The organism is uncultured Algoriphagus sp., assembly GCF_963974835.1.
GTDB lineage: Bacteria > Bacteroidota > Bacteroidia > Cytophagales > Cyclobacteriaceae > Algoriphagus.
This window is the reverse complement of record NZ_CAXBET010000001.1, coordinates 1,101,432-1,123,618: the sequence shown is the minus strand read 5'-3', so window position 1 is coordinate 1,123,618 and position 22,187 is coordinate 1,101,432. Positions and strand designations below refer to the sequence as shown.

16 protein-coding genes are annotated in these 22,187 nt (G+C 41.8%); 10 read left to right on the top strand and 6 right to left on the bottom strand.

The features are described 5' to 3' along the window. Positions 1-44: 44 nt before the first annotated feature. The 4 genes from AACZ73_RS04945 to AACZ73_RS04930 form a co-directional block, all read right to left on the bottom strand. Positions 45-605 carry an FKBP-type peptidyl-prolyl cis-trans isomerase gene (locus tag AACZ73_RS04945; protein WP_339875928.1) on the bottom strand — a complete coding sequence of 187 codons (561 nt, stop codon included), beginning with the start codon at positions 603-605 and terminating at the stop codon, positions 45-47. A 1-nt stretch (position 606) separates the two neighbouring features. Then, the gene (locus AACZ73_RS04940) at positions 607-1,164 is read right to left on the bottom strand and encodes an FKBP-type peptidyl-prolyl cis-trans isomerase (protein ID WP_339875927.1); all 558 of its coding nucleotides are present in this window, start codon (positions 1,162-1,164) and stop codon (positions 607-609) included. 48 nt (positions 1,165-1,212) lie between these two features. Next, positions 1,213-2,142, bottom strand: coding sequence for an FKBP-type peptidyl-prolyl cis-trans isomerase (locus AACZ73_RS04935; protein WP_339875926.1), 930 nt, complete (start codon positions 2,140-2,142; stop codon positions 1,213-1,215). Positions 2,143-2,304: 162 nt separating this feature from the next. Continuing rightward, positions 2,305-3,339, bottom strand: a complete 1,035-nt coding sequence (locus AACZ73_RS04930) for a bifunctional oligoribonuclease/PAP phosphatase NrnA (protein ID WP_339875924.1) — start codon at positions 3,337-3,339, stop codon at positions 2,305-2,307. Positions 3,340-3,523: 184 nt separating this feature from the next. On the opposite strand from AACZ73_RS04930, the gene AACZ73_RS04925 reads away from it, so the two are divergent. The 10 genes from AACZ73_RS04925 (at position 3,524) to AACZ73_RS04880 (ending at position 18,472) form a co-directional block, all read left to right on the top strand. Then, positions 3,524-3,946, top strand: coding sequence for a nucleoside-diphosphate kinase (locus tag AACZ73_RS04925; RefSeq protein WP_339875922.1), 423 nt, complete (start codon positions 3,524-3,526; stop codon positions 3,944-3,946). 415 nt (positions 3,947-4,361) lie between these two features. Then, a complete protein-coding gene (gene nirB, locus AACZ73_RS04920; RefSeq protein ID WP_339875920.1) occupies positions 4,362-6,872 on the top strand; it encodes a nitrite reductase large subunit NirB in 2,511 nt (836 codons plus the stop codon). A gap of 18 nt (positions 6,873-6,890) precedes the next feature. Next, a complete protein-coding gene (nirD, locus tag AACZ73_RS04915; protein WP_339875919.1) occupies positions 6,891-7,268 on the top strand; it encodes a nitrite reductase small subunit NirD in 378 nt (125 codons plus the stop codon). A gap of 12 nt (positions 7,269-7,280) precedes the next feature. Next, on the top strand, positions 7,281-7,859 hold the full coding sequence (locus AACZ73_RS04910) for a DUF4202 domain-containing protein (protein WP_339875917.1): 579 nt from the start codon (positions 7,281-7,283) through the stop codon (positions 7,857-7,859). 4 nt (positions 7,860-7,863) lie between these two features. Further along, on the top strand, positions 7,864-9,675 hold the full coding sequence (locus AACZ73_RS04905) for an ATP-binding protein (protein ID WP_339875916.1): 1,812 nt from the start codon (positions 7,864-7,866) through the stop codon (positions 9,673-9,675). 59 nt (positions 9,676-9,734) lie between these two features. After that, positions 9,735-10,397 (top strand): response regulator transcription factor, encoded by a 663-nt coding sequence (locus AACZ73_RS04900; protein WP_339875914.1) that lies wholly within the window; start codon positions 9,735-9,737, stop codon positions 10,395-10,397. A 145-nt stretch (positions 10,398-10,542) separates the two neighbouring features. After that, entirely contained in the window at positions 10,543-11,967 is a 1,425-nt protein-coding gene (locus AACZ73_RS04895; RefSeq protein WP_339875912.1) for an MFS transporter, read from the top strand. Positions 11,968-12,067: 100 nt separating this feature from the next. After that, positions 12,068-15,592: a molybdopterin-dependent oxidoreductase gene (locus tag AACZ73_RS04890; protein ID WP_339875910.1), complete on the top strand. Its 3,525-nt coding sequence runs from the start codon at positions 12,068-12,070 to the stop codon at positions 15,590-15,592. Beyond that, on the top strand, positions 15,589-17,031 hold the full coding sequence (locus AACZ73_RS04885; RefSeq protein ID WP_339875909.1) for a rubredoxin: 1,443 nt from the start codon (positions 15,589-15,591) through the stop codon (positions 17,029-17,031). Before AACZ73_RS04890 ends, AACZ73_RS04885 begins: the two co-directional genes overlap by 4 nt. Positions 17,032-17,374: 343 nt before the next feature. Further along, positions 17,375-18,472, top strand: a complete 1,098-nt coding sequence (locus AACZ73_RS04880) for a hypothetical protein (RefSeq protein WP_339875907.1) — start codon at positions 17,375-17,377, stop codon at positions 18,470-18,472. On the opposite strand, the gene AACZ73_RS04875 is transcribed toward AACZ73_RS04880, so the two are convergent. Further along, the gene (locus AACZ73_RS04875; RefSeq protein WP_339875905.1) at positions 18,469-20,562 is read right to left on the bottom strand and encodes a cytochrome c biogenesis protein CcdA; all 2,094 of its coding nucleotides are present in this window, start codon (positions 20,560-20,562) and stop codon (positions 18,469-18,471) included. The two genes, AACZ73_RS04880 and AACZ73_RS04875, sit on opposite strands and share 4 nt — an antisense overlap. A gap of 195 nt (positions 20,563-20,757) precedes the next feature. Further along, complete coding sequence (locus AACZ73_RS04870) at positions 20,758-22,146, bottom strand: dipeptidase (RefSeq protein ID WP_339875903.1); 1,389 nt, start codon at positions 22,144-22,146, stop codon at positions 20,758-20,760. Between the last annotated feature and the right edge of the window lie 41 nt (positions 22,147-22,187).

Genomic DNA, 22,187 nt, shown 5'->3' with positions numbered 1-22,187 from the left:
AAAAAGAAAATAAAAAAAGAGGGCCGAAGCCCTCTTTTTTTATTTTAATCCATTCCCCTGAACTCCACATCGAATACCAAAATCGCATCATCAGGAATACTACTACTACTTGGTGGATTATTCCGATAGGCCCAAGTTGACGGGATAATCAGTACTGCTTTTGATCCTGATCTTAGTCTCCTAAAGGCCAAATCCCAACCAGTTATTACATTACCTCCTCCTAAAAGAAAGTTTAAAATTTTGTAATCTCTATCCTCATCATACAAATTATTCTCTCTTGCCACCTGCTCTATATTTGTGTCGAATACAGAACCATCACTCATCAGTGATCCTACATAATTTGTATAGATGATATTTCCGCTGTTTGGCCGAGAGCCAGTACCTTCTTCCTGTACTATGATCACTACTCCACTAGGATCGTAGATTCTATATAAGCTATCGATTTGTGCCGTTTTCAGGTAATCCACAATCAAAAGGCTATCCTTTTTCAGATTACCTTCCATATCATATGCAGGTCCTGTATCGTAAGGATTCTTTGCATCGCAACTTACAAATGCAATGGCTAAAACTAGAAGGAAGAAAATGCTTGCTCGTTGTAAAATCATGTTATTGCTTTGGTCCAGGTATAACGTCCAATAATTCTAATTCAAACATAATTGGAGTGTTGGCAGGAATACGTCCGTCTGAACTTCCTTGCTTGCCGTATCCGTAGTAAGAAGGAATAAATACAGTCGCTTTATCCCCTACTTCCATTTGTGAAGCAGCTACCTCAAAGCCAGGAATTAACTGTCCAATGCCTATTCTAAACACTAGGGGAACGTATTTCCTTTGGGAGCTAAATATCCCCTCTTCTTTTGCAATATCTTCTAATGAAGTATCAAAAGCTTTATTTGAAAGTAATCTACCTGTATAATTAACTTTAAGTGTATCTCCAAGCACCACAGTGTCTTTGCTAGCCGATAGTTCCTGCCAGATGACAGTGATACCTCTACTTTCATCATGAAACTCTTTTACATTGACAATAGAAGTAGTATCTAGGTAAGTCTGGATCTCGGCTAAGTCATCATTAAAAATAACTTCGTCTGTTGCCCCCTCGTCTATACAGGACGCTAAAGCAAAACTACCTGCTATCACACTTAAAACGGCAAATAATCTAATTTTCATTGTAGTTGTTTTTTGTATTAGTTTTTAGATATGCCTACTATACGTAGCTTACTGTACATCCGCTACATTGACATCAAAAACTAGTACTGAATTTGCAGGAATCATAGCTCCAGCTCCATTTTCGCCATAGGCTAGTGGAGAAGGAATAAGGAATTTACCTTTGGATCCTTTTTTCAACAACAGCAACCCTTCATCCCATCCAGGAATAACTTGACCCATTCCTACTGATACGGGAAGCGGAGTGTATCCACCTGGGCGGTTTTCATTATACATGTCATTCTCCTTTGCTACTGATTCGATAGAAGTATCAAACAACGTTCCATCAAGCAGATAACCAGCATAATCAACAGACATAGAAGTACCAGGAGTTACTGGATCACCACTTCCCTCCTCTTCGATCACATAGTATAGCCCACTTTCAGTTTTCTTTGCATCGAGCCCCTTCTCTTTGATGTATTCCTGAATAATTCTGTCTTCTTCGACTAGTCTTTCCTTAGCTCTTTCTGCTTTTTTCACATCCTCAGCAGCCATCACTTTTTCGAAGTAAGCTTGAATTGCTTCTTCGTTCATGATTTCAAATGCTCCCAATCTTACTTTCACTACATCTTCCTCTTTTAGAAATGGAGGAAAGTTATTCCCGAAAATAGTCTTTGCTGTAGATTCAAAAGCGATACTGTCCCCTTTTCGCAAGCCCAGAAATATTTCATCCATTCCGTTTGTGGTAGTCATAGAATCATTTGCCATCAGGTAGCCTGGAAATGGCTGATCAGCGGTAGAATAGATCACAGAATCTGAAGCTGTTGTGATCTGAAGGTTGTAAAGCAAAAATTCACCATTCGGTGCTTTTTCATTACCCTCTTTCACGTAGGTATATTCAATACCATCTTTATCAGTGACTTTAGTTTTTTTACATGAAGTCAATGTACTAGCTCCTACTAGAAGAGCAAGGATTGCCAAAAGGCTTTTTGAATTTTTCATCTGATTATAATTGTTTTTCTATGGTCATATAGCCTTTCCCAAATATATTTCGGGAGAATCTCGCATACCTTATAATCATCCCAGTGTCTGACTTTTGAGTTGCGCTCGATTTCATAAAGGATAAGTGATTTTTCAAGGTAATGGGTAAACTTGGGAGCTCGTTCAATCCGCTGTGGCTGTGACTTCGCGGAATAAATCCTCCTGATGCTCCTCTACCAAAGATTCGAATCGCTCTACAGTTTCTTTTAGACTCAAGGTAGATTTGCCTCCTGAGGCATTTTTGTGTCCACCTCCATCGAAGTATTCAGCCGCAAACTTGTTTACAGCTACTTCGCTGGATGACCTAAAGGAAATTTTGATACCATCTTCGCGTTCCGAAAATAGGGCAGCCAGCTTTATCCCGTCCAAAGATAATGCATAATTGACCAAACCCTCTGTATCCCCGGTACGGCTTTGATATTTTTTAAGATCTTTTTTACTAATCGCAAAGTACGCCATATGAAGATCCTCATGGACCACCAGACGGCGACTTATAGCAAAACCAATAAATTTGAGCCTGTTTACAGAGTTGGAATCATAGATCCAATTGGCGATCTGTGAACTGTCAGCACCCAAATCCAATAATTCAGCAACTACCAAGTGCACATTTTTGGTGGTATTGGGATGTCTAAATCCGCCTGTATCAGTCATAATACCTGCGTAGAGGCATTCTGCAATATCTTTGTCCAGAAGTGACTCATCGCCTAGCTGAACGATCAACTCATAGATCAGTTCGCAGGTGGCAGCAGCTTCCGTGCTCCAATATTTGAAATCAGCAAAATCTTCCGGATCCTGATGATGGTCTATATTGACGACGAATGCATTCGACTTACGGATCATTTCGCCCAATTCATTTACCCTTTTTAAGACTGAGAAATCCAAACAGAAGATAATATCGGCTTCGTTAAGCTTTCTGGTGGCATGTTCCGTGTGAACAGGATTACTAAAATCCAGCACAGAATCGTTGCCTTTCATCCAATTAAGAAACGAAGGATAATCCGATGGAGTCACCACAGTCACTTCATGTCCTTTCTTGAGCAGGTAGTTAGCCAATCCCAATGAAGAACCCAATGCATCTGCATCGGGTTTGACGTGAGTGGTGATGAATATTTTTTTGGGTGAAGATATCTCTCTCTTAAACGAGGCTAAAGCTTCCATTTCATACATTTAGCTGCTTTTTGGCTCTTGTAGTTCGCAAAGGTCAGGATTTTTTTGACAATTCCCAATTCTACTAGTGCGCTGACAGTGAACAAACTAGCCTATTATTTTAAAAGTTTTAGTAGTGAATGCTTCGAAAAAGTATATTTTTGCGACCTATTTACACCAATGAAATACCAATAACATGGCAACTAACAGAACATTCACCATGATTAAACCTGATGCTTTTGCTGAAGGTAATTCAGGAGCTATTTTGAAAATGATCGAAGAAGCAGGCTTCAAAATCATAGCTATCAAAGCTACCCAATTGACTCCAGCTATCGCAGGTAAATTCTACGAAGTTCACTCAGAAAGACCATTCTACGCTGATCTATGCGCATATATGTCTTCTGGACCTATCATCGCTGCTATCTTGGAAAAAGACAATGCAGTGGAAGATTTCAGAAAATTGATCGGTGCTACTAATCCTGCTGATGCAGCAGAAGGTACTATCCGTAAGATCTTCGCTAAGTCGATCGAAGCAAATGCCGTGCACGGTTCTGACTCAGACGAAAACGCAGCTATCGAAGGAGCATTCTACTTCTCTCAAATCGAAAGAGTAGGTTAATTCTTACCGAAAATAAAATTGAAAGCACCTCATCTGGGGTGCTTTTTTTTTGATTAAAATCAATCTTTTTAAACCGAAGTGAGCGCAGAGGTTTAGCAGAGATCGCAATATTGGATTATCCTTCTTTTCTAGAAACTCTGGTGTAAATATCTCTTCACTCCGTACAGAAACGCCCAGAAGTAGTAGGCAAATTCTACGTTTTACTTAAAAAAACAAATCAGGTACGTACGCCATACACTTATTATGAGAAAATACGTATTAACCTGGATCCAACACAAAAACCTTAAAACCTCACTAGGGGTACTTTTTCACTTTAATAGCTAATTGAAATTACTTATTCCAGTTAAGTATTTATTTTATATTTTCTTTTGAATTACGTATTTATACTTATATTTGAGCTCTAAATTACGTAGCCATGAAGAAAGTTATTGTCATAGGAAATGGAATGGTAGGATATAAGTTTTGCGAAAAACTAGCTACTCACCCACTTCGCGATCAGTTTGAGATTACGGTATTCGGCGAGGAATCTAGACCGGCATACGATCGTGTCCATCTGAGTGAATACTTCTCTCTAGACTCTGCGGATAAGCTGCTTTTGGCTACTCGCGAATGGTATGCTGAAAACGGTATCACACTTCGAATAGGCGAAATGATCACTGATATCGAAACTGAAACTAAGCGTGTGTTTACCCATAAGCATGATTATTTCGAATATGACTATCTAGTTTTAGCGACCGGTTCTTCCTGCTTCGTTCCAAACATCAAAGGAGTAGACAAGCCAGGCGTATTTATCTACAGAACAATCGAAGATCTTGATGCGATCAAGGATTACGCTCAGAAACTGAAGAATGATGGTAAGTTCAAGGCTTCCGTCCTTGGCGGCGGTTTGCTAGGTCTCGAAGCTGCAAATGCAGCAAAAGAACTAGGCATGCAGACAGACGTAGTCGAATTTGCTCCCCGCCTGATGCCACGTCAACTGGACAAAGCTGCCAGTGATATGCTTCAGAGAAAGATTGAGAGCCTTGGGATGAAAATTCATTTGGGCAAAAACTCCCAGGAAATCATTGGTGAAGAAGGTATCGAAAAGATCAATTTTACGGACGAAACCTCACTTCAAACAGACATGCTGATTATTTCAGCTGGGATTCGCCCTAGAGATGAATTGGCGGTGAAATGTGGCTTAAAAACTGGCGAGCGAGGCGGAGTCTATGTAAATAATAAAATGGAAACCTCAGATCCGGCGATCTATGCTATCGGTGAAGTGGCACTATATAATAATGGCATCTACGGATTAGTAGCTCCGGGCTATGAGATGGCCGGAGTAGCTGTGGAGCAAATCACCGGAGGAGAAAAACTCATGAGCCCTTCCATAGATATGTCCACCCAGCTGAAACTGGTAGGTACAGAAGTGGCTTCTTTTGGTGATCCTTTTATCGAAAATGAAGAGGTCACCGCGATTGTCTATGAAAACAAGCAACGAGGAGTTTACAAAAGAATCAACATCGCAAAAGACGGTTCGAAACTCCTTGGCGGAATCATGGTTGGAGATTCTTCAGATTACAATACCCTGTTTCAGCTCTACATTAATGCGATGAAGCTTCCAGAGAATCCGGAAGATTTGATCTTGGGTTCCAGAGGTGGTGAGAGCAAAAGTGCGTTAGGCTCAGTACTCGATCTGCCAGATACAGCACAAATTTGCTCTTGCGAAGCAGTCTCAAAGGGCACTATTTGTGGAGCAATAACTAGCGGTTCCTGCTGTTCTTTAGCAGATGTGGTGAAGAGCACCAAAGCTTCCAGCTCTTGCGGTGGCTGTAAACCAATGGTAACAGACTTGGTAAAAGAGACCTTGAAGTCCATGGGTCAGGAAGTGAAAGAAACCATTTGCGAGCATTTTGAATACAGCCGTCAGGAAATGTACGATTTGGTAAAGCTTCATAGCATAATGGATTTTGACGAAGCGCTGGATCGCCATGGCAAAGGTCACGGTTGTGAGACTTGCAAGCCTGTACTAGCTTCTATTTTCGCCAGCATCTACATGGAAACTGCCAATCGCCAGGCGCCTATTCAGGATTCGAACGATAGATTTCTTGCCAATATTCAAAGAAACGGCACTTACTCCGTAGTACCTCGAGTACCGGGTGGAGAGATTACTCCTGAGAAACTAATGGTTTTGGGGCAAGTCGCAAAGAAATACGATCTCTACACCAAAATCACGGGCGGTCAGCGTATTGATCTTTTTGGAGCTCAGCTTCATGAACTTCCGATGATCTGGAAAGAGTTGATTGATGCGGGATTTGAAAGTGGGCACGCCTACGGCAAATCACTTAGAACTGTTAAAAGCTGTGTAGGCTCGACTTGGTGCAGATACGGCCTTCATGATAGTGTAAGCTTTGCGATCCGAATCGAAGAGCGCTACAAAGGCCTTCGCTCACCCCATAAGCTTAAAGGTGGCGTATCCGGATGTATCCGTGAATGCGCCGAGGCAAGAGGAAAGGACTTTGGCGTAATCGCAGTGGAAGGTGGATGGAACCTCTTCGTCTGTGGAAACGGAGGAGCAACTCCGAAGCATGCAATCCTTTTGGCAGAGAAACTGGATGACGAAACCTGCATCAAATACTTAGATAGATTCCTGGTCTATTACATCAGAACTGCCGCTCCCCTACAGCGAACTGCTCCCTGGCTGGAAAAACTGGAAGGTGGAATTGACTATTTGAAAAAAGTGGTGGTGGAAGATAGCCTCGGAATCGGCGAGGAACTGGAAGCAGAAATGGAGGAACTGGTGCAGCGATATGCCTGTGAATGGAAAGAAGCCATCGAAGATCCTAAGATGATGAAGCGATTTAAGCCTTTTGTCAACTCTGATGAGACCGACAACAGTTTGGTATTTGTCCCGATGAGAGATCAAAAAATGCCTAGACCTTGGTAATCCTATACGAATAAGATCATGGAAGAATTATTAAAAAATTATCAATCCGTAGCTGAGGAACATGCTATTCATTGGATCAAAGTTGGTCAGACAGATGACTTCCCTGCTAATGCCGGTGCCTGTGTGAAATACAACTCCAAGCAAATAGCAGTTTACTATTTTACCAGAACGAACTCCTGGTATGCCTGCCAGAACCTTTGCCCACACAAAATGGAAATGGTCCTAAGCCGTGGTATGACGGGAGATTTGCAGGGAATCCCGAAAGTGGCCTGTCCGCTTCACAAGAAGACCTTTTCGCTGGAAGATGGCAGTAATCTGAACGGAGAAGAATATAGTATTGCAACTTATCCGGTTAGGATTCAGGAGGGAAATGTATATATTGGATTCGCAGATTAATCCAATTGACACATGAACAAATTCCAGAAAGCAATCACATTGATCGACCAGGTCAATGCGGAAGATCCAATCAAAGAAGTAGTAGCTGGAAAAGAGATTGCAAAAGAACTGTTGTATTCAATTCGTATGACCGAAAAATTGGATCAGTTTGATCCTGAATCATCAGAAGCTATGCAGCTAGCTGTCAGGGCACAGCACATCGGAAGATGGAAGATTCCAAGGTCAGATTACCCAATGGACAGGGTAGGATACCTCAAGTGGAGAGAAGAGCTGAAAAAGATGCATGCAGATATGGCTGCAAAGATCCTTCAGGAAGCTGATTACGATGAAGAGACCATAGAACGAGCAAAGTTCCTCATCAGAAAGAAGCAACTCAAAACAGATCCTGACACCCAGACTATGGAAGATGTCATCTGTCTAGTCTTTCTGGAATATTATTTCGAAGAATTTGCTGCAAAGCATGAAAACGAAAAAGTCATCGACATCCTTCAGAAAACCTGGGCAAAAATGTCTGAAAAAGGGCACCGGGCAGCATTACAATTACCTCTTTCACCCTCAAGTTTAGAATTAGTAAAAGAAGCCATTACCTAATCAAATGACTGGTACACCGCGATCCCTGGATCAAGACACTTTTAATCGTCTGCGACGACTTTATTTAATTGCCTTGGGAGCTATAGCCATCTCCCTGATCGCGAGCCAGATTCTCATCAGAAAATACCTGAATGATCAGGAAAATGACAGCCAGCTGGTCAATGTGGCTGGGCGGCAGCGGATGCTCAGCCAAAAACTGAATAAGGAAGTGCTCTTGCTTTCTACAGCAACATCTCCTGAAAAAATTTCTACACTCACAGATTCAATCCAACAAACCATGGATCGCTGGGAAAATGCCCATCAAATCCTGCAACTCGGAGATGAATCTCAGGATTTCAGTGTGGAAAACACTCCAAAGGTCACGATGATGTTTGAGGAGATTAACCCTTATTTTGAGAAAGTCACCGAGGCAACGCAAAATTTCATTTTCCTCAAATCTGCTGATGCTCCGGACTCTACAGCCATCGTAGAGCAGTTGAATAGTATAGAAAGCAATGCCAATAGCTTTTTGGTGAAAATGGATGAGATCGTGAATCAATACGACCACGAAGCAAAGGAAAAAGTGTCAAACCTTCAGCAAGTGGAATTGCTCATCACACTTTTCACCTTACTGGTCTTAGTTGGTGAGTTTTTAATCATTTTTTGGCCTTCGGCTAAAGCTATGAAAGCCAGTATTCATGAACTGATGGATGCCAAGGAAAAAGCTATCCAAATGGCTAAAAACGCGGATATTCTCAGTCAATCCAAGGAAAAATCTGTGCGGGAATTACAGGCTTTAAGCAAAGCTATGGATCAGATTCTGCTTTTCGCAAGGATCACTCCTGAAGGGTACATCACTCATATAGGTGAGCGCTTCAGCAGATTGTACAAAGCACAAAAATTCAACATCAACGCCAAGATTTCCGATTTGCTTTCACCTCTCGAAAATGAGCAACTCACAATAGATCGAATCATCGCCGAAAATAAAAAGGCGGGATGGGAAGGAGAATTCAAAACCACTTCACAGACTGGCGAAGATATATGGCTTGACGTTTCCATGATTCCTTTCAATTCGGCTGAGGATAAATCCGAACTGATTTTGATTTGCCTGGATATTACCAAGCGCAAGGAATTTATGCACCAGGTGGAGCAACTCACAAAGGAGAGTTTCGAAGAAAAAATGCATCAGCAAAAGGTCATTTCCCGACAAATAATCGAAAATCAGGAAAATGAGCAAAATCGTATTGCAAAAGATATTCATGATGGGATCGGCCAGATGCTCACCGGACTGAAATATCTACTGGAAAGTGTGGACACGACCGATCCCGAGAAAGCCGAAGTAAAGATCATTAAGCTCAAAGAGCTGACTTCGAATATCATCAAAGGCGTAAGAACTGCCACTTTCAATCTTACCCCTCCTGAATTAAAAGATTACGGAATTGTCCCTGCCCTGACTGAATTGACTCAGGAGCTCTCAAAGCTCACTGGAAAAGAGATTGTGCTTTTCAACAAATCTGAATTCTCCCAGCGATTAGATTCCTTGATAGAAATTAATTTGTATCGAATTACGCAAGAAGCGATTAACAACGCTATTAAATATGCAGAGTCCTCTCACATTATAGTGACAGTTTCGCATAGTCAAAATATCCTGAGCATCATCGTGGATGATAATGGAAAAGGCTTCGACAAGTCAAAACTCAAATCCAAACCAGACAAAGAAGGCGGAATGGGACTGACCTTTATGCGGGAGCGTGTGAAATACATCAATGGAAGATTATTCATCAATTCTTCACCAAACGAAGGCACTAAAGTCACTATCAACATTCCTTTGACTTAGATTTTCTAGATTTTTATACGTAAATTCTTTTACTTTACTACGTATTTACTTAAGCTCATATGAACCCAATAAAGATAGTTTTAGCAGATGACCACGAATTGGTACGTGATGGAATCAAGTCCCTACTGGAAAGTGAACAAGAATTCCAGGTTATCGACGAGGCTTCTGACGGTATTGAAGCGCTGAAAGTGATCGTGGAGCAACACCCTGATTTACTTATTGTGGACATTCGCATGCCAAAGATGAATGGACTCGAAGTAGTAAAGGAAATGACCAAATCCTTTCCGAAAATCAAAAAGCTTGTCCTTTCCATGCACGATTCGGAAGAGTATGTAGTGGAGGCTATTCAGGCTGGAGCAGATGGTTATCTGTTAAAAGGATCTTCTAAGAGTGAGTTTTTGAAGGCTTTGCACACGATTTCCGGAGGCGGAAAGTTTTTTGCAGGAGATATCTCGGCTTACATCATCAATAATTTTGTCAACGGAAAAGCCAATACATCTCCTAAATCTGATGTTCTTCCTGAGGAGCTTTCAAACCTCACCAATAGAGAAAAGCAAATTCTAGAACTTATCCTGGAAGGAAAAGGAAACAATGAAATCGCAGATGCGCTGGAGATCAGCAAGAGAACTGCTGAAGTTCACCGATTTAACTTGATGAAAAAAATGAACGTGAAGAATCTCGTCGAACTCACTACCAAATCCAGAGAATTGAATTTGATCTAGAAAGTCATACTAAGTTTTATAAGTAGTCATAAGTCCATTTAGAGCAATCTGAGTGGATTTTTAATTTTTACTCTAAATTAATTACGTATTATTTTTACTAATTACGTATTTATACTTACTTTTATGCTAGATAAAATTAAGTACTATGGAACCACTACTTACACACAAAGCGACACGGTTAAATCTACTAGACATTAAAACCGTTCCGATCCGAACTTTCTGGATCACCTCTATCGCATTCTTCATCTGCTTTTTCGCATGGTTCGGCATAGTTCCATTCATGCCTGACGTGGTCAAGGATCTGGGACTTACTCCATCCCAAAAATGGAACGCAACAGTTCTTGCCGTAGCCGGAACAGTTTTCGCTAGACTTCTCATCGGAAAACTTTGTGACAAATACGGTCCAAGACTTTGCTACACCTGGCTTTTGATTTTGGGATCCATTCCTGTAGTCCTAAGCGGATTGGTGCAGACACCTATGCAATTCATGATTTGCAGGTTGTTTACCGGGTTTATCGGTGCTTCATTTGTCATCACGCAGGTACACACTTCGCTGATGTTTGCTTCCAATGTGGTGGGAACCGCAAATGCAACTTCTGCCGGTTGGGGAAATTTAGGCGGAGGTGCAAACAGGCTTGGGATGCCGATCATCGCAGCTATTGTCATCGGAGCAGGTGTAGCACAGGCAGATGCATGGAGATATTCTATGGTCATAGCTGGTATCGTTTGCTTTACCATGGGCTTGGTCTATTACTTCTTCACGAAAGATACTCCAGCAGGCAACTTCAACGAATTAGAAGAAAAAGGAATCAAGGTACCTACTACGAAAAAAGACCAAGTAGGCTTAATGGAAGCTATCAAAGACTACCGTGTCTGGTTGCTATTCGTTGTATACGCAGCATGTTTTGGTATAGAACTCACTGTATACGGGACCATGGACGATTATTTACAAAACACCTTTCAATTGGAGCGAATCACTGCGGGTAATATCGTACTCTCCTTCGCGCTAATGAACATTTTTGCCCGTACGCTTGGCGGATACTTTGGCGACAAATTTGGAAAATTGAGAGGATTAAAAGGAAGGGTTTGGTTCTTGGCAGCAATTTTAATTGTAGAGGGATTAATGCTTAGCATGTTCTCACTTGCCACAGGACTTTTCGTAGGATTTGCTTTGTTAATTGCATTTAGCCTAGCTGTACAAATGGCGGAGGGAGCCACATTCTCAGTTGTCCCATTTGTGAATAGGAAAGCAATCGGTTCTATCTCTGGAATCGTGGGTGCAGGCGGGAATTTTGGTGCCTTTATAGCAGCCCTTTTCCTAAGCTCCAAATCTGCCGTGGCAGAAAAAGCTGCTGTAATTGCAAGTGAAAAGCTTGGCCCTGAAGCAGTAGCAGCTGCACAATCAGCCGCTGCAGCAAGTGCTGTATCTGCAGGATATTTGGTCATAGGAGGATTGATCGTAGTATCAGGAATGGTTGCTTTAGCCATTCGATTCAGCACAGAGGATGAAAAGGTGGCTGAGGTAGAATTAAGCAAACTGCAACCTGAATTAGTCAGAATTGATAATTAACTTGTAGCATCACTCCCAAATAGCTCTTCTGCAATTGACCATTTGTCTTGCGGATGAGCTATTTTGTTCTTAATCTATTTCCAACAGTAACTATTGAGTAGTGATCCCAGATAAAAAAATCAAAACCACTTGTTCTTACTGCGGCGTTGGCTGCGGAATAGTTGCAGAGGTAGATGCTCAAAACAAAGTTCAGGTCGAAGGTGATCAGGATCATCCCGTGAACCAAGGCATGCTTTGCTCCAAAGGCCGCAATCTGCACTACGTGGTAAACGACACTTCGGATAGAATTTTATATCCTGAGATGCGTTGGAGCAGATCTCATCCTCGGGAGCGGGTGAGCTGGGATGACGGACTGGACAGAGCTGCAGGTGTTTTCAAGTCCTTGATCCAGAAATACGGACCAAACAGTGTTGGCTTTTATATTTCAGGACAATGCCTTACAGAAGAATATTACATCGCCAATAAGCTTACAAAAGGCTTTTTGGGAACAAATAACATCGATACAAACAGTCGCCTTTGCATGAGCTCGGCGGTAGTTGCCTATAAGAAAACTTTCGGAGAAGACTCAGTTCCAATTTCCTACGAAGACATAGAACTTGCAGATGCTTTTTTGATTGCTGGCGCAAATCCCGCCTGGTGTCATCCTATCCTTTTCCGTAGACTGGAAAAGCACAAGGAGAAAAATCCGAATGTAAAAATTATCGTGGTAGATCCCAGAAAAACAGACTCTGCTACTTTCGCAGATATTCATCTGCAAATTATCCCTGGGACTGACATAATATTATACAACGCTATTGGCAAAAGGATTATCGATATCGGGTTAGCTGACAAGGAATTCATAGAAAATAACACTGAAAACTACCAGAAGTACCGCAAGCAAGTAATGGCGACTTCGCTTAGAGAAGCATCCAAACTCTGCGGAATTTCTATTGACGATATTAAAAAAGTAGCCGAGATCATCGGCGAATCCCGAGGGTTTATCAGTATGTGGGCGATGGGCTTGAACCAAAGTGCCATAGGTACCGACAAGAACTTTTCTTTGCTGAACCTATCTCTAGTAACCGGTAGAATAGGAAAACCTGGCAATGGTCCTTTTTCCCTGACTGGTCAGCCAAATGCCATGGGAGGGCGTGAAGTAGGTGGAATGGCCAGTTTGCTAGCTGTTCACAAAGAACTCAATAATCCAATCCATCGGCAGGAAGTAGCAGATTTCTGGGGAGTAAATGAGATATCTTCAGAACCTGGTTTATCTGCCACTGAGATGTTTGATGCATTGGAAAGTGGAGAGATGAAAGCTGTTTGGATCATCTGCACCAACCCTATGGTGAGTTTGCCGAATTCGAAGAAAATCGAGAAGGCATTGAAAAACGCAAAGTTTGTCGTCGTTCAGGATATTTCTCATAAAGCTGACACGGTGGAATACGCAGATTTGGTTCTGCCTGCTGCAGGATGGCTGGAGAAAGAAGGCACAATGACAAATTCTGAGCGTAGAATTTCTTATCTGAATAAAGGAATTAATCCTCCTGGAGAAGCAAAACCAGATGTAGAAATTCTCTGCGATTTTGCCAAAAGAATGGGGTTCAGAGGTTTTAATTTCAACAATACAGAGGAAATCTACGAGGAATATTGTGCTATGACCAAAGGAACGAACATCGATATTTCTTTCCTGAATTACGATCGGTTGAAAAATGAAGGAACCTTTCAATGGCCTGTTCCAGAATACAGACACACAGGAACCGCACGACTATTTGCAGATAATAAATTCTATACACCGACTCAAAAAGCGATCTTTAATATCCCTGCTAAGATCGCAAATACTTCAGAAAAACCAAGCAAGGAATACCCATTAATTCTCACTACTGGCCGTGTCCGTGATCAATGGCATACGATGACCAAAACGGGAAAAGTCTCCCGTCTTCGTACGCATTACCCTAGTCCAGTGCTGGAAATTAACCCGATCGATGCTTACTTGGAAAAGGTGAAAGACGGAGATGTAGTTGAGGTAAAAAGCAAAAACGGAGTGGTGAGAGTGAAGGCTAAGCTTTCCAAAAGCATTCGCGAAGGCGTCGTTTTTCTGCCGATGCACTGGGGTAAACAATTGCAAAGTGATCTCAATCGAGCAAACAACCTGACAAAGACTGTGGTCGATCCGCAATCCAAAGAACCAGATTTCAAGTTCACCACCGTTTCAGTTTCCAGGTACAGAAAAGCTGTGGAAAAAATCGTAGTTGTGGGCGCCGGAGCGGCAGCTTTCCGCTTTATCCAAAATTACCGAGAGCATAATGATTCAGACCAGATTCATGTTTTTTCTAAGGAACCCCATCCATTCTACAACCGGGTACTTTTGCCCGAATATGTAACTGAAGAACTGACTTGGGAGCAGCTACAAAAGATTAAGGAGCATGAGCTGAAAAAATTAAAAATCAATCTTCACACGGGGCTTTCCATAGAGAAAATTGATCCGGAAAAGCAAGTCGTGATCGACGACGAAGGACAGGATTATCCATTCGATAAATTGATTTTAGCAACAGGAAGTCGGGCTTTCATTCCAAAAGATGCCCAATTAGACCTTCCAGGACGTTTTACCATGCGTAGCAAAGTCGATGCAGATCGATTTAAAGACTACTTAGACTCCACAAAATTACCGCCTGAAAATCAGCATGTCGTGATTATTGGAGGTGGATTACTAGGACTAGAACTTGCCGCAGCATTGCAGCATAACCGAGTAAAGGTCACCATTATTCAGCGAGCCTCGAGGCTAATGGAGCGGCAGCTGGACGAAGTATCCAGTAAACTTCTTTCTCTGGATGTTCAGGAGCGGGGCATACATGTGTATTTTGACAATGAAGTAAGTACCGTCTTCGATGATGAAGATCACAAATCACTTTCTATCACGCTGAAAAGTGGTAAAATCATTTATGCTAATGCAGTTGTATATGCCATAGGCACCCAGCCCAATATTAAAATTGCCCGTGACAATGGTATTTTGTGCGGCCGTGGCATCAAAGTAAATCAGCATTTACAGACTAATTATCCAAACATATTTGCCATAGGCGAAATCGCGGAATTCAATAATCAGCTGTTTGGCATCACCTCTGCCGCTGAGGAGCAAGCCATGGTTTTAGCCAATTACATTGTCGGAGATGTAAGCAGTATTTATAATGGATCTGTGCTGATGAATATTCTGAAATTTAAGGATCTTGAGCTCTGCAGCATAGGAGACATCAGCATACCTGAAAATGATGACAGCTACGAGGAAATTATTTTCACTGATATCAGTCGTCGTTATTACAAGAAGTGCATAGTCAAAGATGATTTGCTTATTGGCGCTGTGCTGATGGGAGACAAAAATGAATTTGCTGAATTCAAATCATTAATCGAAAACAAAATTGAGCTTTCTGAAAAACGAAAATCCCTGCTGATGGGCTCTTCGGAGACTCGACCTGTGATCGGCAAACTAGTGTGTAGCTGTAGCCGGGTGGGTGAGGGAAATATCCAGGAAGCTATTGCAGGAGGATGCACGGATTTTACTGCACTATGTCAGCAAACTGGCGCAGGTTTGGGTTGTGGTAGCTGCAAAACGGAGGTAAGGGAGATTCTTCAACAATCAAAAGTACTTGTATGAAACAGACTTTCTCAAGGGTAGTAGTGAGAGGCGGAGTACTATCGCCCGCTGAATTAAAGCAGATTTTGGAAATGGCGGAAAGCGCGGGTTTGGACACTATTTCTCTGGGCTCACGTCAGGATATTCTTTTCATTAAGAATGACGATTCTCTGGAAATTGATACCCAAGGCAAATTTCAGCTGGTTTCTCCTGAGAAAATCGGAGAAGAAAACATCGTCTCTTCCTATGTTTCCTCAGATATTTTCCCAAATACCCCCTGGCTTACCAGCGATCGCTACCTGTATATTCTGGAGCAATTTAGAGTCCAGCCAAATCTCAAAATCAACATTACTGATCCAAAGCAACGCTTGGTCCCGCTGTTCACGGGACACTTGAACTTCGTGGCTTCGGAGCATGAAGATTACTGGTATTTATATGTTCGCTTGCCTGAATGGGAAGACACCATGATGTATCCGGCCCTTATTTACAGTTGGGATATAGCAAAAGTAGCCGCAGCAATTGAGGATACTTTGAAAGAGGAGCCGGCTGATGTGTACTTTGTATTTGAGTTGGTCAATGAAGCTGTAGACTCGAACAATCGCACGGTCGATAGCCCATTGGAGGTACCGTTTTATCCATTCCCCTACTATGAAGGAATTAATCGGGTTGGCAATGATCGCTATTGGCTGGGGCTGTATTGGAGAAATAATAAATATTACATCGACTTTTTGAAGGTACTTTGCGATCTATGTGCAGATAGTAAAATCGGAAAAATATCCATTACGCCTTGGAAATCTATTGTCATCAAGGGAATTCCGGAAAATTCAAAAATCGAATGGGAAAGGCTTTTGGGTCGTTATGGTATCAATGTGCGTCACTCCATGCTTGAACTGAATTGGCACCTTCCTGTCAACAACAAATCCGCACTCAAACTCAAAAAATATCTTGTTGACAACTTTGACAAGCGCGACATCAGTACTTACGGACTTACTTTTGGAATCACTGATTACACCAGAAAAGCATATTATTTCACTTCCATCATTATAGAGAAGAATCAACCGCCAGCAGGTTTGGAAGGGATCAAAATCCGAAATACTTACAATTTGCTCTACGCTAAAAACTTTGATCCAAATACACAGCAATACATCGTCTACGTACAGGAAGTGGATAAGGTAGAATTGCCGGGACTTTTGATCGAGCTAAGTAAGATGTACTTCGACCAGTTAGGAAAAAAGCCAGAGGGTTCCAAAAAACTTGCTACTCCAAAGGAGACTATAAAAACTGAAGCTTATCAATGCTCGGATTGTCTCACAGTTTATGATCCAGCATATGGAGATTTGGTACAGAATATAGCTCCATTGACTGCATTTGAGGATTTACCCGAGACCTACCTTTGCTCTCTTTGCGAAGCTCCTAAATCTAAGTTTGTGAAAAAGACTTTTGAAAAACAGGTTGAATAGTGGGCAGTGATCGGTATTCAGTCGTACTAAGAATACTAATTCGAAAAGAAATTTTAGAAATTAAAGAAAATAAAAATACTTAGTATTTATACGTATTTTATTTAGAATTTAATAAGTATTTATACTTATATTTGGTTCGGGATTTAACCACTAACACTCGAACTATGAAAAAGATTTTTACGCTAATACTTGCCTTCGTAGCATACATCAAATTGTATTTGCTCAGGAATTCACATTAGATGCGGATATACGTCCTCGATTTGAATATCGCCACGGATTTGGAAGTCTGTTCCCAACGGATGCCAAAGCAGCCGCATTTGTAACACAGCGATCTAGGCTCAATTTGGGTTTTCAAGACGAAAAGCTGAGCCTCTATTTAAGTGTACAGGACGTAAGTACCTGGGGCGACACCCAGCAACTCAGCGTCGCAGATGGTAATGACTCTTTTGGCCTTTTTCAGGCTTGGCTTCGATATTCTTTTACCCCCAACTGGGCCATCAAGTTAGGCCGTCTAGTGCTATCGTATGATGATCAGCGGATTCTTGGCGGAGTGGATTGGGCGATGCAGGGAAGATTTCATGATGCGGCAATGATTCAGTATTCCAAAGATCAGTTCAAGCTAGATTTAGCTTTTGCTTACAATCAAGAGAATCAAAAAACATTGGGAAGCGACTACACCATTACTGGGTTTTTCTCCTACAAAACCATGCAAATGGCTCACCTTACTAAGTCATGGGACAAAGGATCGATTAGTTTTATGTTTATGAATAATGGTTTTCAGAAGTACAGCAGCGATCCGGTTCCTCAAACAGACGGACTTTATTACCGCCAGACTACAGGCACTTACTTTACATTCCCGCTTTCAGCTCTCACTATTACGGGTTCAGCTTATTTGCAAACCGGAAAGGCAAATGCCTCCACAGATCTGAGCGCGTACCAGTACATGGTCGAGGCAAAATATAAAGCTGGAAAAGTGACTTTAATTGGGAGGGTTGAGTCATTGAGTGGTACAGATCAGGCTGGCGAAGAAAAGAATAAATCCTTCTTCCCTCTTTATGGTACCAACCATAAATTTAATGGATACATGGATTATTTCTATGTGGGAAATCATGCCAATAATGTAGGACTGAATGATGTCTATGGAAAAATAGCCTTACCAACCGGCGAGAAATCCACTTTGGGTCTGAATGCCCATGTGTTTTTTGCCAACGGTGAAATGGCAGACGATTTATCACAAAATCTGGGCACAGAGCTTGACTTGGTTTATAGTAACTCGCTGGGAAAATATGTGAAAATGAATGTGGGTTACTCTCAGCTATTTGCCACGGAAAGTATGAGTGCTGTGAAAGGCGGAACAAGTTCAGAAAACACCAATAACTGGGGTTGGGTGCAGTTAATTGTGAATCCTAGATTGCTGACTTATAAAATGAAGCAAGATTAATTCGCTTGCTTAAACTTCTCTTTCGCTCCGTCTAAAAACTCAACAAATTCCTGAATATCGGTTTCATATCCCTTAGGCTGAGCGAGGAGATTTTCACTATGATCTAGGATCACATAGTAAGGTTGGGCATTGTTTTGAAAGTGGGTAATCTGGAAATCTGCGTTTTGTTTGCCCAAAGTTTTCTTGACTTTTCCGTCATATTCTGAGGTGTACCAATCGCTTTCAGGAAGCTCCAAACGCTCATCGATATAGAGTGCCACCATGACAAAATCTTCTTTCAGCCTCTTCAAAACCTGCGGATCTACCCAGACGTTTTCCTCCATCTTTCGGCAGTTCACGCATCCATGCCCAGTGAAGTCAATGAGAAGTGGCTTATTTGCCTTTTTTGCAGCTCTCATTGCTTGCTCATAATCAAAATACCCCTGAATGCCTAGAGGTATTTCCAGCGGGATATCGGCATATTTTACTGGTTCACCCAGGATATTCTCCCCTGCCTCAACCATACTTTGCCCTCCAGTCATTTTAAACTGCTGGGTGGACATAGGAGGAAGGTAACCGCTTAGGTATTTCAGCGGCGCTCCAAAAAGACCTGGAATCATGTAAAGCACAAACATGAAAGTTGCCAAGGCCAAAAGTAGTCTTGGAACCCCTATGGTCTCCATAGGTGAATCGTGTGGAAGGCGAATTTTACCCAAAAGATAAAGTCCCAATCCAGAGAAAATCACAATCCAAATAATCAGGAAAATATCACGGTCAAGAATCCCCCAGTGATATACCAGATCTGCAATAGAAAGGAATTTGAAAGCTAAAGCGAGTTCTAGAAATCCCAAAACCACCTTCACAGAATTCAACCATCCACCGGACTTCGGCAAGCGATTCATCCACTCAGGAAAAATAGCAAACAGCGTAAATGGAATTGCAAAGGCTAAGGAGAAGGCAAACATTCCCAAGATTGGCTTTAGCAATTCCCCACCAGCTGAAGAGATTAAAATGGACCCAACTATAGGTCCTGTACATGAAAACGACACTAACACGAGTGTGAATGCCATAAAGAAAATGCCTGTTAAACCACCTTTTTCAGCCTTTTCATCTACTTTATTTACAAATCCTGAAGGCAAAGTAATCTCGAACATCCCAAGAAAAGCCAAGGCGAAAAAGATAAAAATCCCGAAGAAAAAGAGATTCGGAAGCCAATGTGTTGCGAGCCAATTGGCAAATTCAGGACCTTGAATAGCAGCTACGGCAGTTCCAGCGATGGTATAAATAGCAATAATCGAAAAGCCATAAATGATAGCATTTCTTATTCCTGTTGCTTTGCTTCCAGCACGGCCAGTGAAGAAACTTACCGTCATAGGAATCATTGGGAACACACAAGGTGTTAGTAAAGCTGCAAGTCCAGCAAGGAAAGCCAAGACCATAAAACCTACTAGCGATTCGCTCTCTTGAACTTGAACGACCTCAATAGATTGAGAAGAATTGGCAGCCGGCTCATCAACCTGATTTTCCTGGATACCAAAAGGAGAATCTTCTGTCTCAGAATCAGAAGAAGAAACTGTATCTATTGCTGGAAAAGTACTTTCTGAAGGTGTTGAGGCAATAGCAGGCTCACTTGCCTCGAATTCCGTCTCTATATCAAGATCATAATTAACACACTGACCAGTGACATCAGAACACATCTGATATGCCAGCGTTCCGGTAATTTTTCCTGAGGTAGTTTTAGGAATAAATAATTGCTCAAACCTCCCTTTCCCTATAAAATACTTTACATCACCTTCCCAGATATCCTCGTACTTTGTCTTGGAATTAATGGCAGTAAAATCTCCTGTCAAAGCATATTCTTCAGAATTATCCGGCTTCAAAGTCGCTAAAATTGGACCTAATTTCGGATCAAAGTCATTGGCATAAATATACCAGCCAATTGGAATCTGTGCTTCAAATACCAATGTAGCCTCTTCACCTTGAACCAGACTTTTTGGTTCGATTGAAATCGTCCATTTTGGCGGAGCAATAATCTGTGCTTGAGCGTAGAAACTGAAGAAAAGCAGTGCCAGTAGCAGTAGTTTTCCTGATTTCCCTTTGGCTTTAGTCATGAAAGAATGATTGATTAGCAATTTACTTTTTTGAGTCACCTCATTTATTTTACTTAGGACAAACTCGTCTTCTAAAATGGCTAACTCTAGCAAATTCGAGACTTCGGTCATCCGTCTTCGGTCTTCCAACCTGATGGACAAGGAAATTGAGGTGAGAGAATTATAGAACTACAAGATAAAGCATTAAGCCAAATATTAGTGGTCGCTTAGCTTTCTAAATTGACGGAAGAATGCCGCGATAGTTTCTATACCAATAAAGTAATTATTTACACCGTAGTGCTCATTAGGTGAATGCAATGCATCTGTATCAAGGCCAAAACCAAACAGAATCGGATCAGAACCTAATTCCTTTTGGAACAACGCAACGATAGGAATAGATCCACCTTCGCGAGTCGGAATTGGTCTTTTCCCAAAAGTCTCTTCCATTGCAGCTTCTGCAGCTTTGTAACCAACAGATGAATCGGAAACTACCGCAGGTGAACCGCCATGATGAGCTTTCACTTTTACTTTTACTGATTTTGGAGCGATAGATTTGAAGTGATTTTCGAATAACTCAGCGATTTCTCTCCAGTCCTGATCAGGTACGAGACGCATAGAGATTTTCGCATGCGCTTTTGACGGCAAAACGGTTTTGGCTCCTTCACCAATATATCCACCCCAGATTCCATTTACATCCAGCGTAGGACGAATACCAACCCGCTCGATAGTTGTGTATCCTTTTTCCCCATGAACATCATCAATGTCCAATTTTTCTTTGTACTCATTCAGATCAAACGGAGCTTCGTTTAAGCGTTCCCTTTGCCCAGCCGTCAACTCTTGCACCTTATCGTAGAACCCAGGAATCGTAATGTGCTTATTCTCATCCTGCATGGAAGAAATCATGTCACAAAGTACGTTGATCGGGTTGGCAACGGCACCTCCATATGTACCTGAGTGAAGGTCTCGATTGGATCCAGTTACTTCCACTTCCATGTAAGCCATACCGCGAAGACCAACCGTGATGGAAGGATCTTGCATGGAAATCATATGCGTATCAGAAATCAAAATGACGTCTGCTTTCAGCTTCTCTTTATTTTCAATGACGAATTTATCCAAGTTGTCAGACCCGACTTCCTCTTCTCCTTCGATCATAAATTTGACATTGCAAGGCAAATCTCCAGAAGCCATCATCGCCTCAAAAGCTTTCACATACATGTAAAATTGGCCTTTGTCATCCGCTGATCCACGGGCGAAAATTGCTCCTTCGGGATGGATCTTTGTCTTCTTAATCACTGGCTCGAAAGGAGGTGAATCCCAAAGCTCATAGGGATCAGCTGGCTGCACATCGTAATGTCCATAGACCAAAACTGTCTGCAATGCAGGATCAATAATTTTCTCTCCGTAAACAATCGGGTAACCTTTAGTCTGACAGATTTCCACTACATCAGCACCTGCTTTTTCCAAACTTTCCTTTACAAAATTAGCCGCAGCAAAGACATCATCTTTAAATTTAGGGTCAGCACTTACAGACGGAATACGGAGCAAATCCAACAATTCATTAAGAAAGCGATCTTTATTTTCACGGATAAAATCATTAACTGCCATATATCTGGGGATTATTTGGTAAAGGGCTCAAAATTATCCTT

Excerpts from the sequence above, each read along its gene's own strand:
- AACZ73_RS04885 (WP_339875909.1), top strand. The coding sequence starts at position 15,589 with ATGAAACAGACTTTCTCAAGGGTAGTAGTGAGAGGCGGAGTACTATCG.
- AACZ73_RS04945 (WP_339875928.1), bottom strand. The coding sequence starts at position 605 with ATGATTTTACAACGAGCAAGCATTTTCTTCCTTCTAGTTTTAGCCATT.
- nirB (WP_339875920.1), top strand. The coding sequence starts at position 4,362 with ATGAAGAAAGTTATTGTCATAGGAAATGGAATGGTAGGATATAAGTTT.
- AACZ73_RS04870 (WP_339875903.1), bottom strand. The coding sequence starts at position 22,146 with ATGGCAGTTAATGATTTTATCCGTGAAAATAAAGATCGCTTTCTTAAT.
- AACZ73_RS04925 (WP_339875922.1), top strand. The coding sequence starts at position 3,524 with ATGGCAACTAACAGAACATTCACCATGATTAAACCTGATGCTTTTGCT.
- AACZ73_RS04935 (WP_339875926.1), bottom strand. The coding sequence starts at position 2,142 with ATGAAAAATTCAAAAAGCCTTTTGGCAATCCTTGCTCTTCTAGTAGGA.
- AACZ73_RS04905 (WP_339875916.1), top strand. The coding sequence starts at position 7,864 with ATGACTGGTACACCGCGATCCCTGGATCAAGACACTTTTAATCGTCTG.
- AACZ73_RS04895 (WP_339875912.1), top strand. The coding sequence starts at position 10,543 with ATGGAACCACTACTTACACACAAAGCGACACGGTTAAATCTACTAGAC.
- AACZ73_RS04875 (WP_339875905.1), bottom strand. The coding sequence starts at position 20,562 with ATGACTAAAGCCAAAGGGAAATCAGGAAAACTACTGCTACTGGCACTG.
- AACZ73_RS04910 (WP_339875917.1), top strand. The coding sequence starts at position 7,281 with ATGAACAAATTCCAGAAAGCAATCACATTGATCGACCAGGTCAATGCG.
- nirD (WP_339875919.1), top strand. The coding sequence starts at position 6,891 with ATGGAAGAATTATTAAAAAATTATCAATCCGTAGCTGAGGAACATGCT.
- AACZ73_RS04900 (WP_339875914.1), top strand. The coding sequence starts at position 9,735 with ATGAACCCAATAAAGATAGTTTTAGCAGATGACCACGAATTGGTACGT.
- AACZ73_RS04930 (WP_339875924.1), bottom strand. The coding sequence starts at position 3,339 with ATGGAAGCTTTAGCCTCGTTTAAGAGAGAGATATCTTCACCCAAAAAA.
- AACZ73_RS04940 (WP_339875927.1), bottom strand. The coding sequence starts at position 1,164 with ATGAAAATTAGATTATTTGCCGTTTTAAGTGTGATAGCAGGTAGTTTT.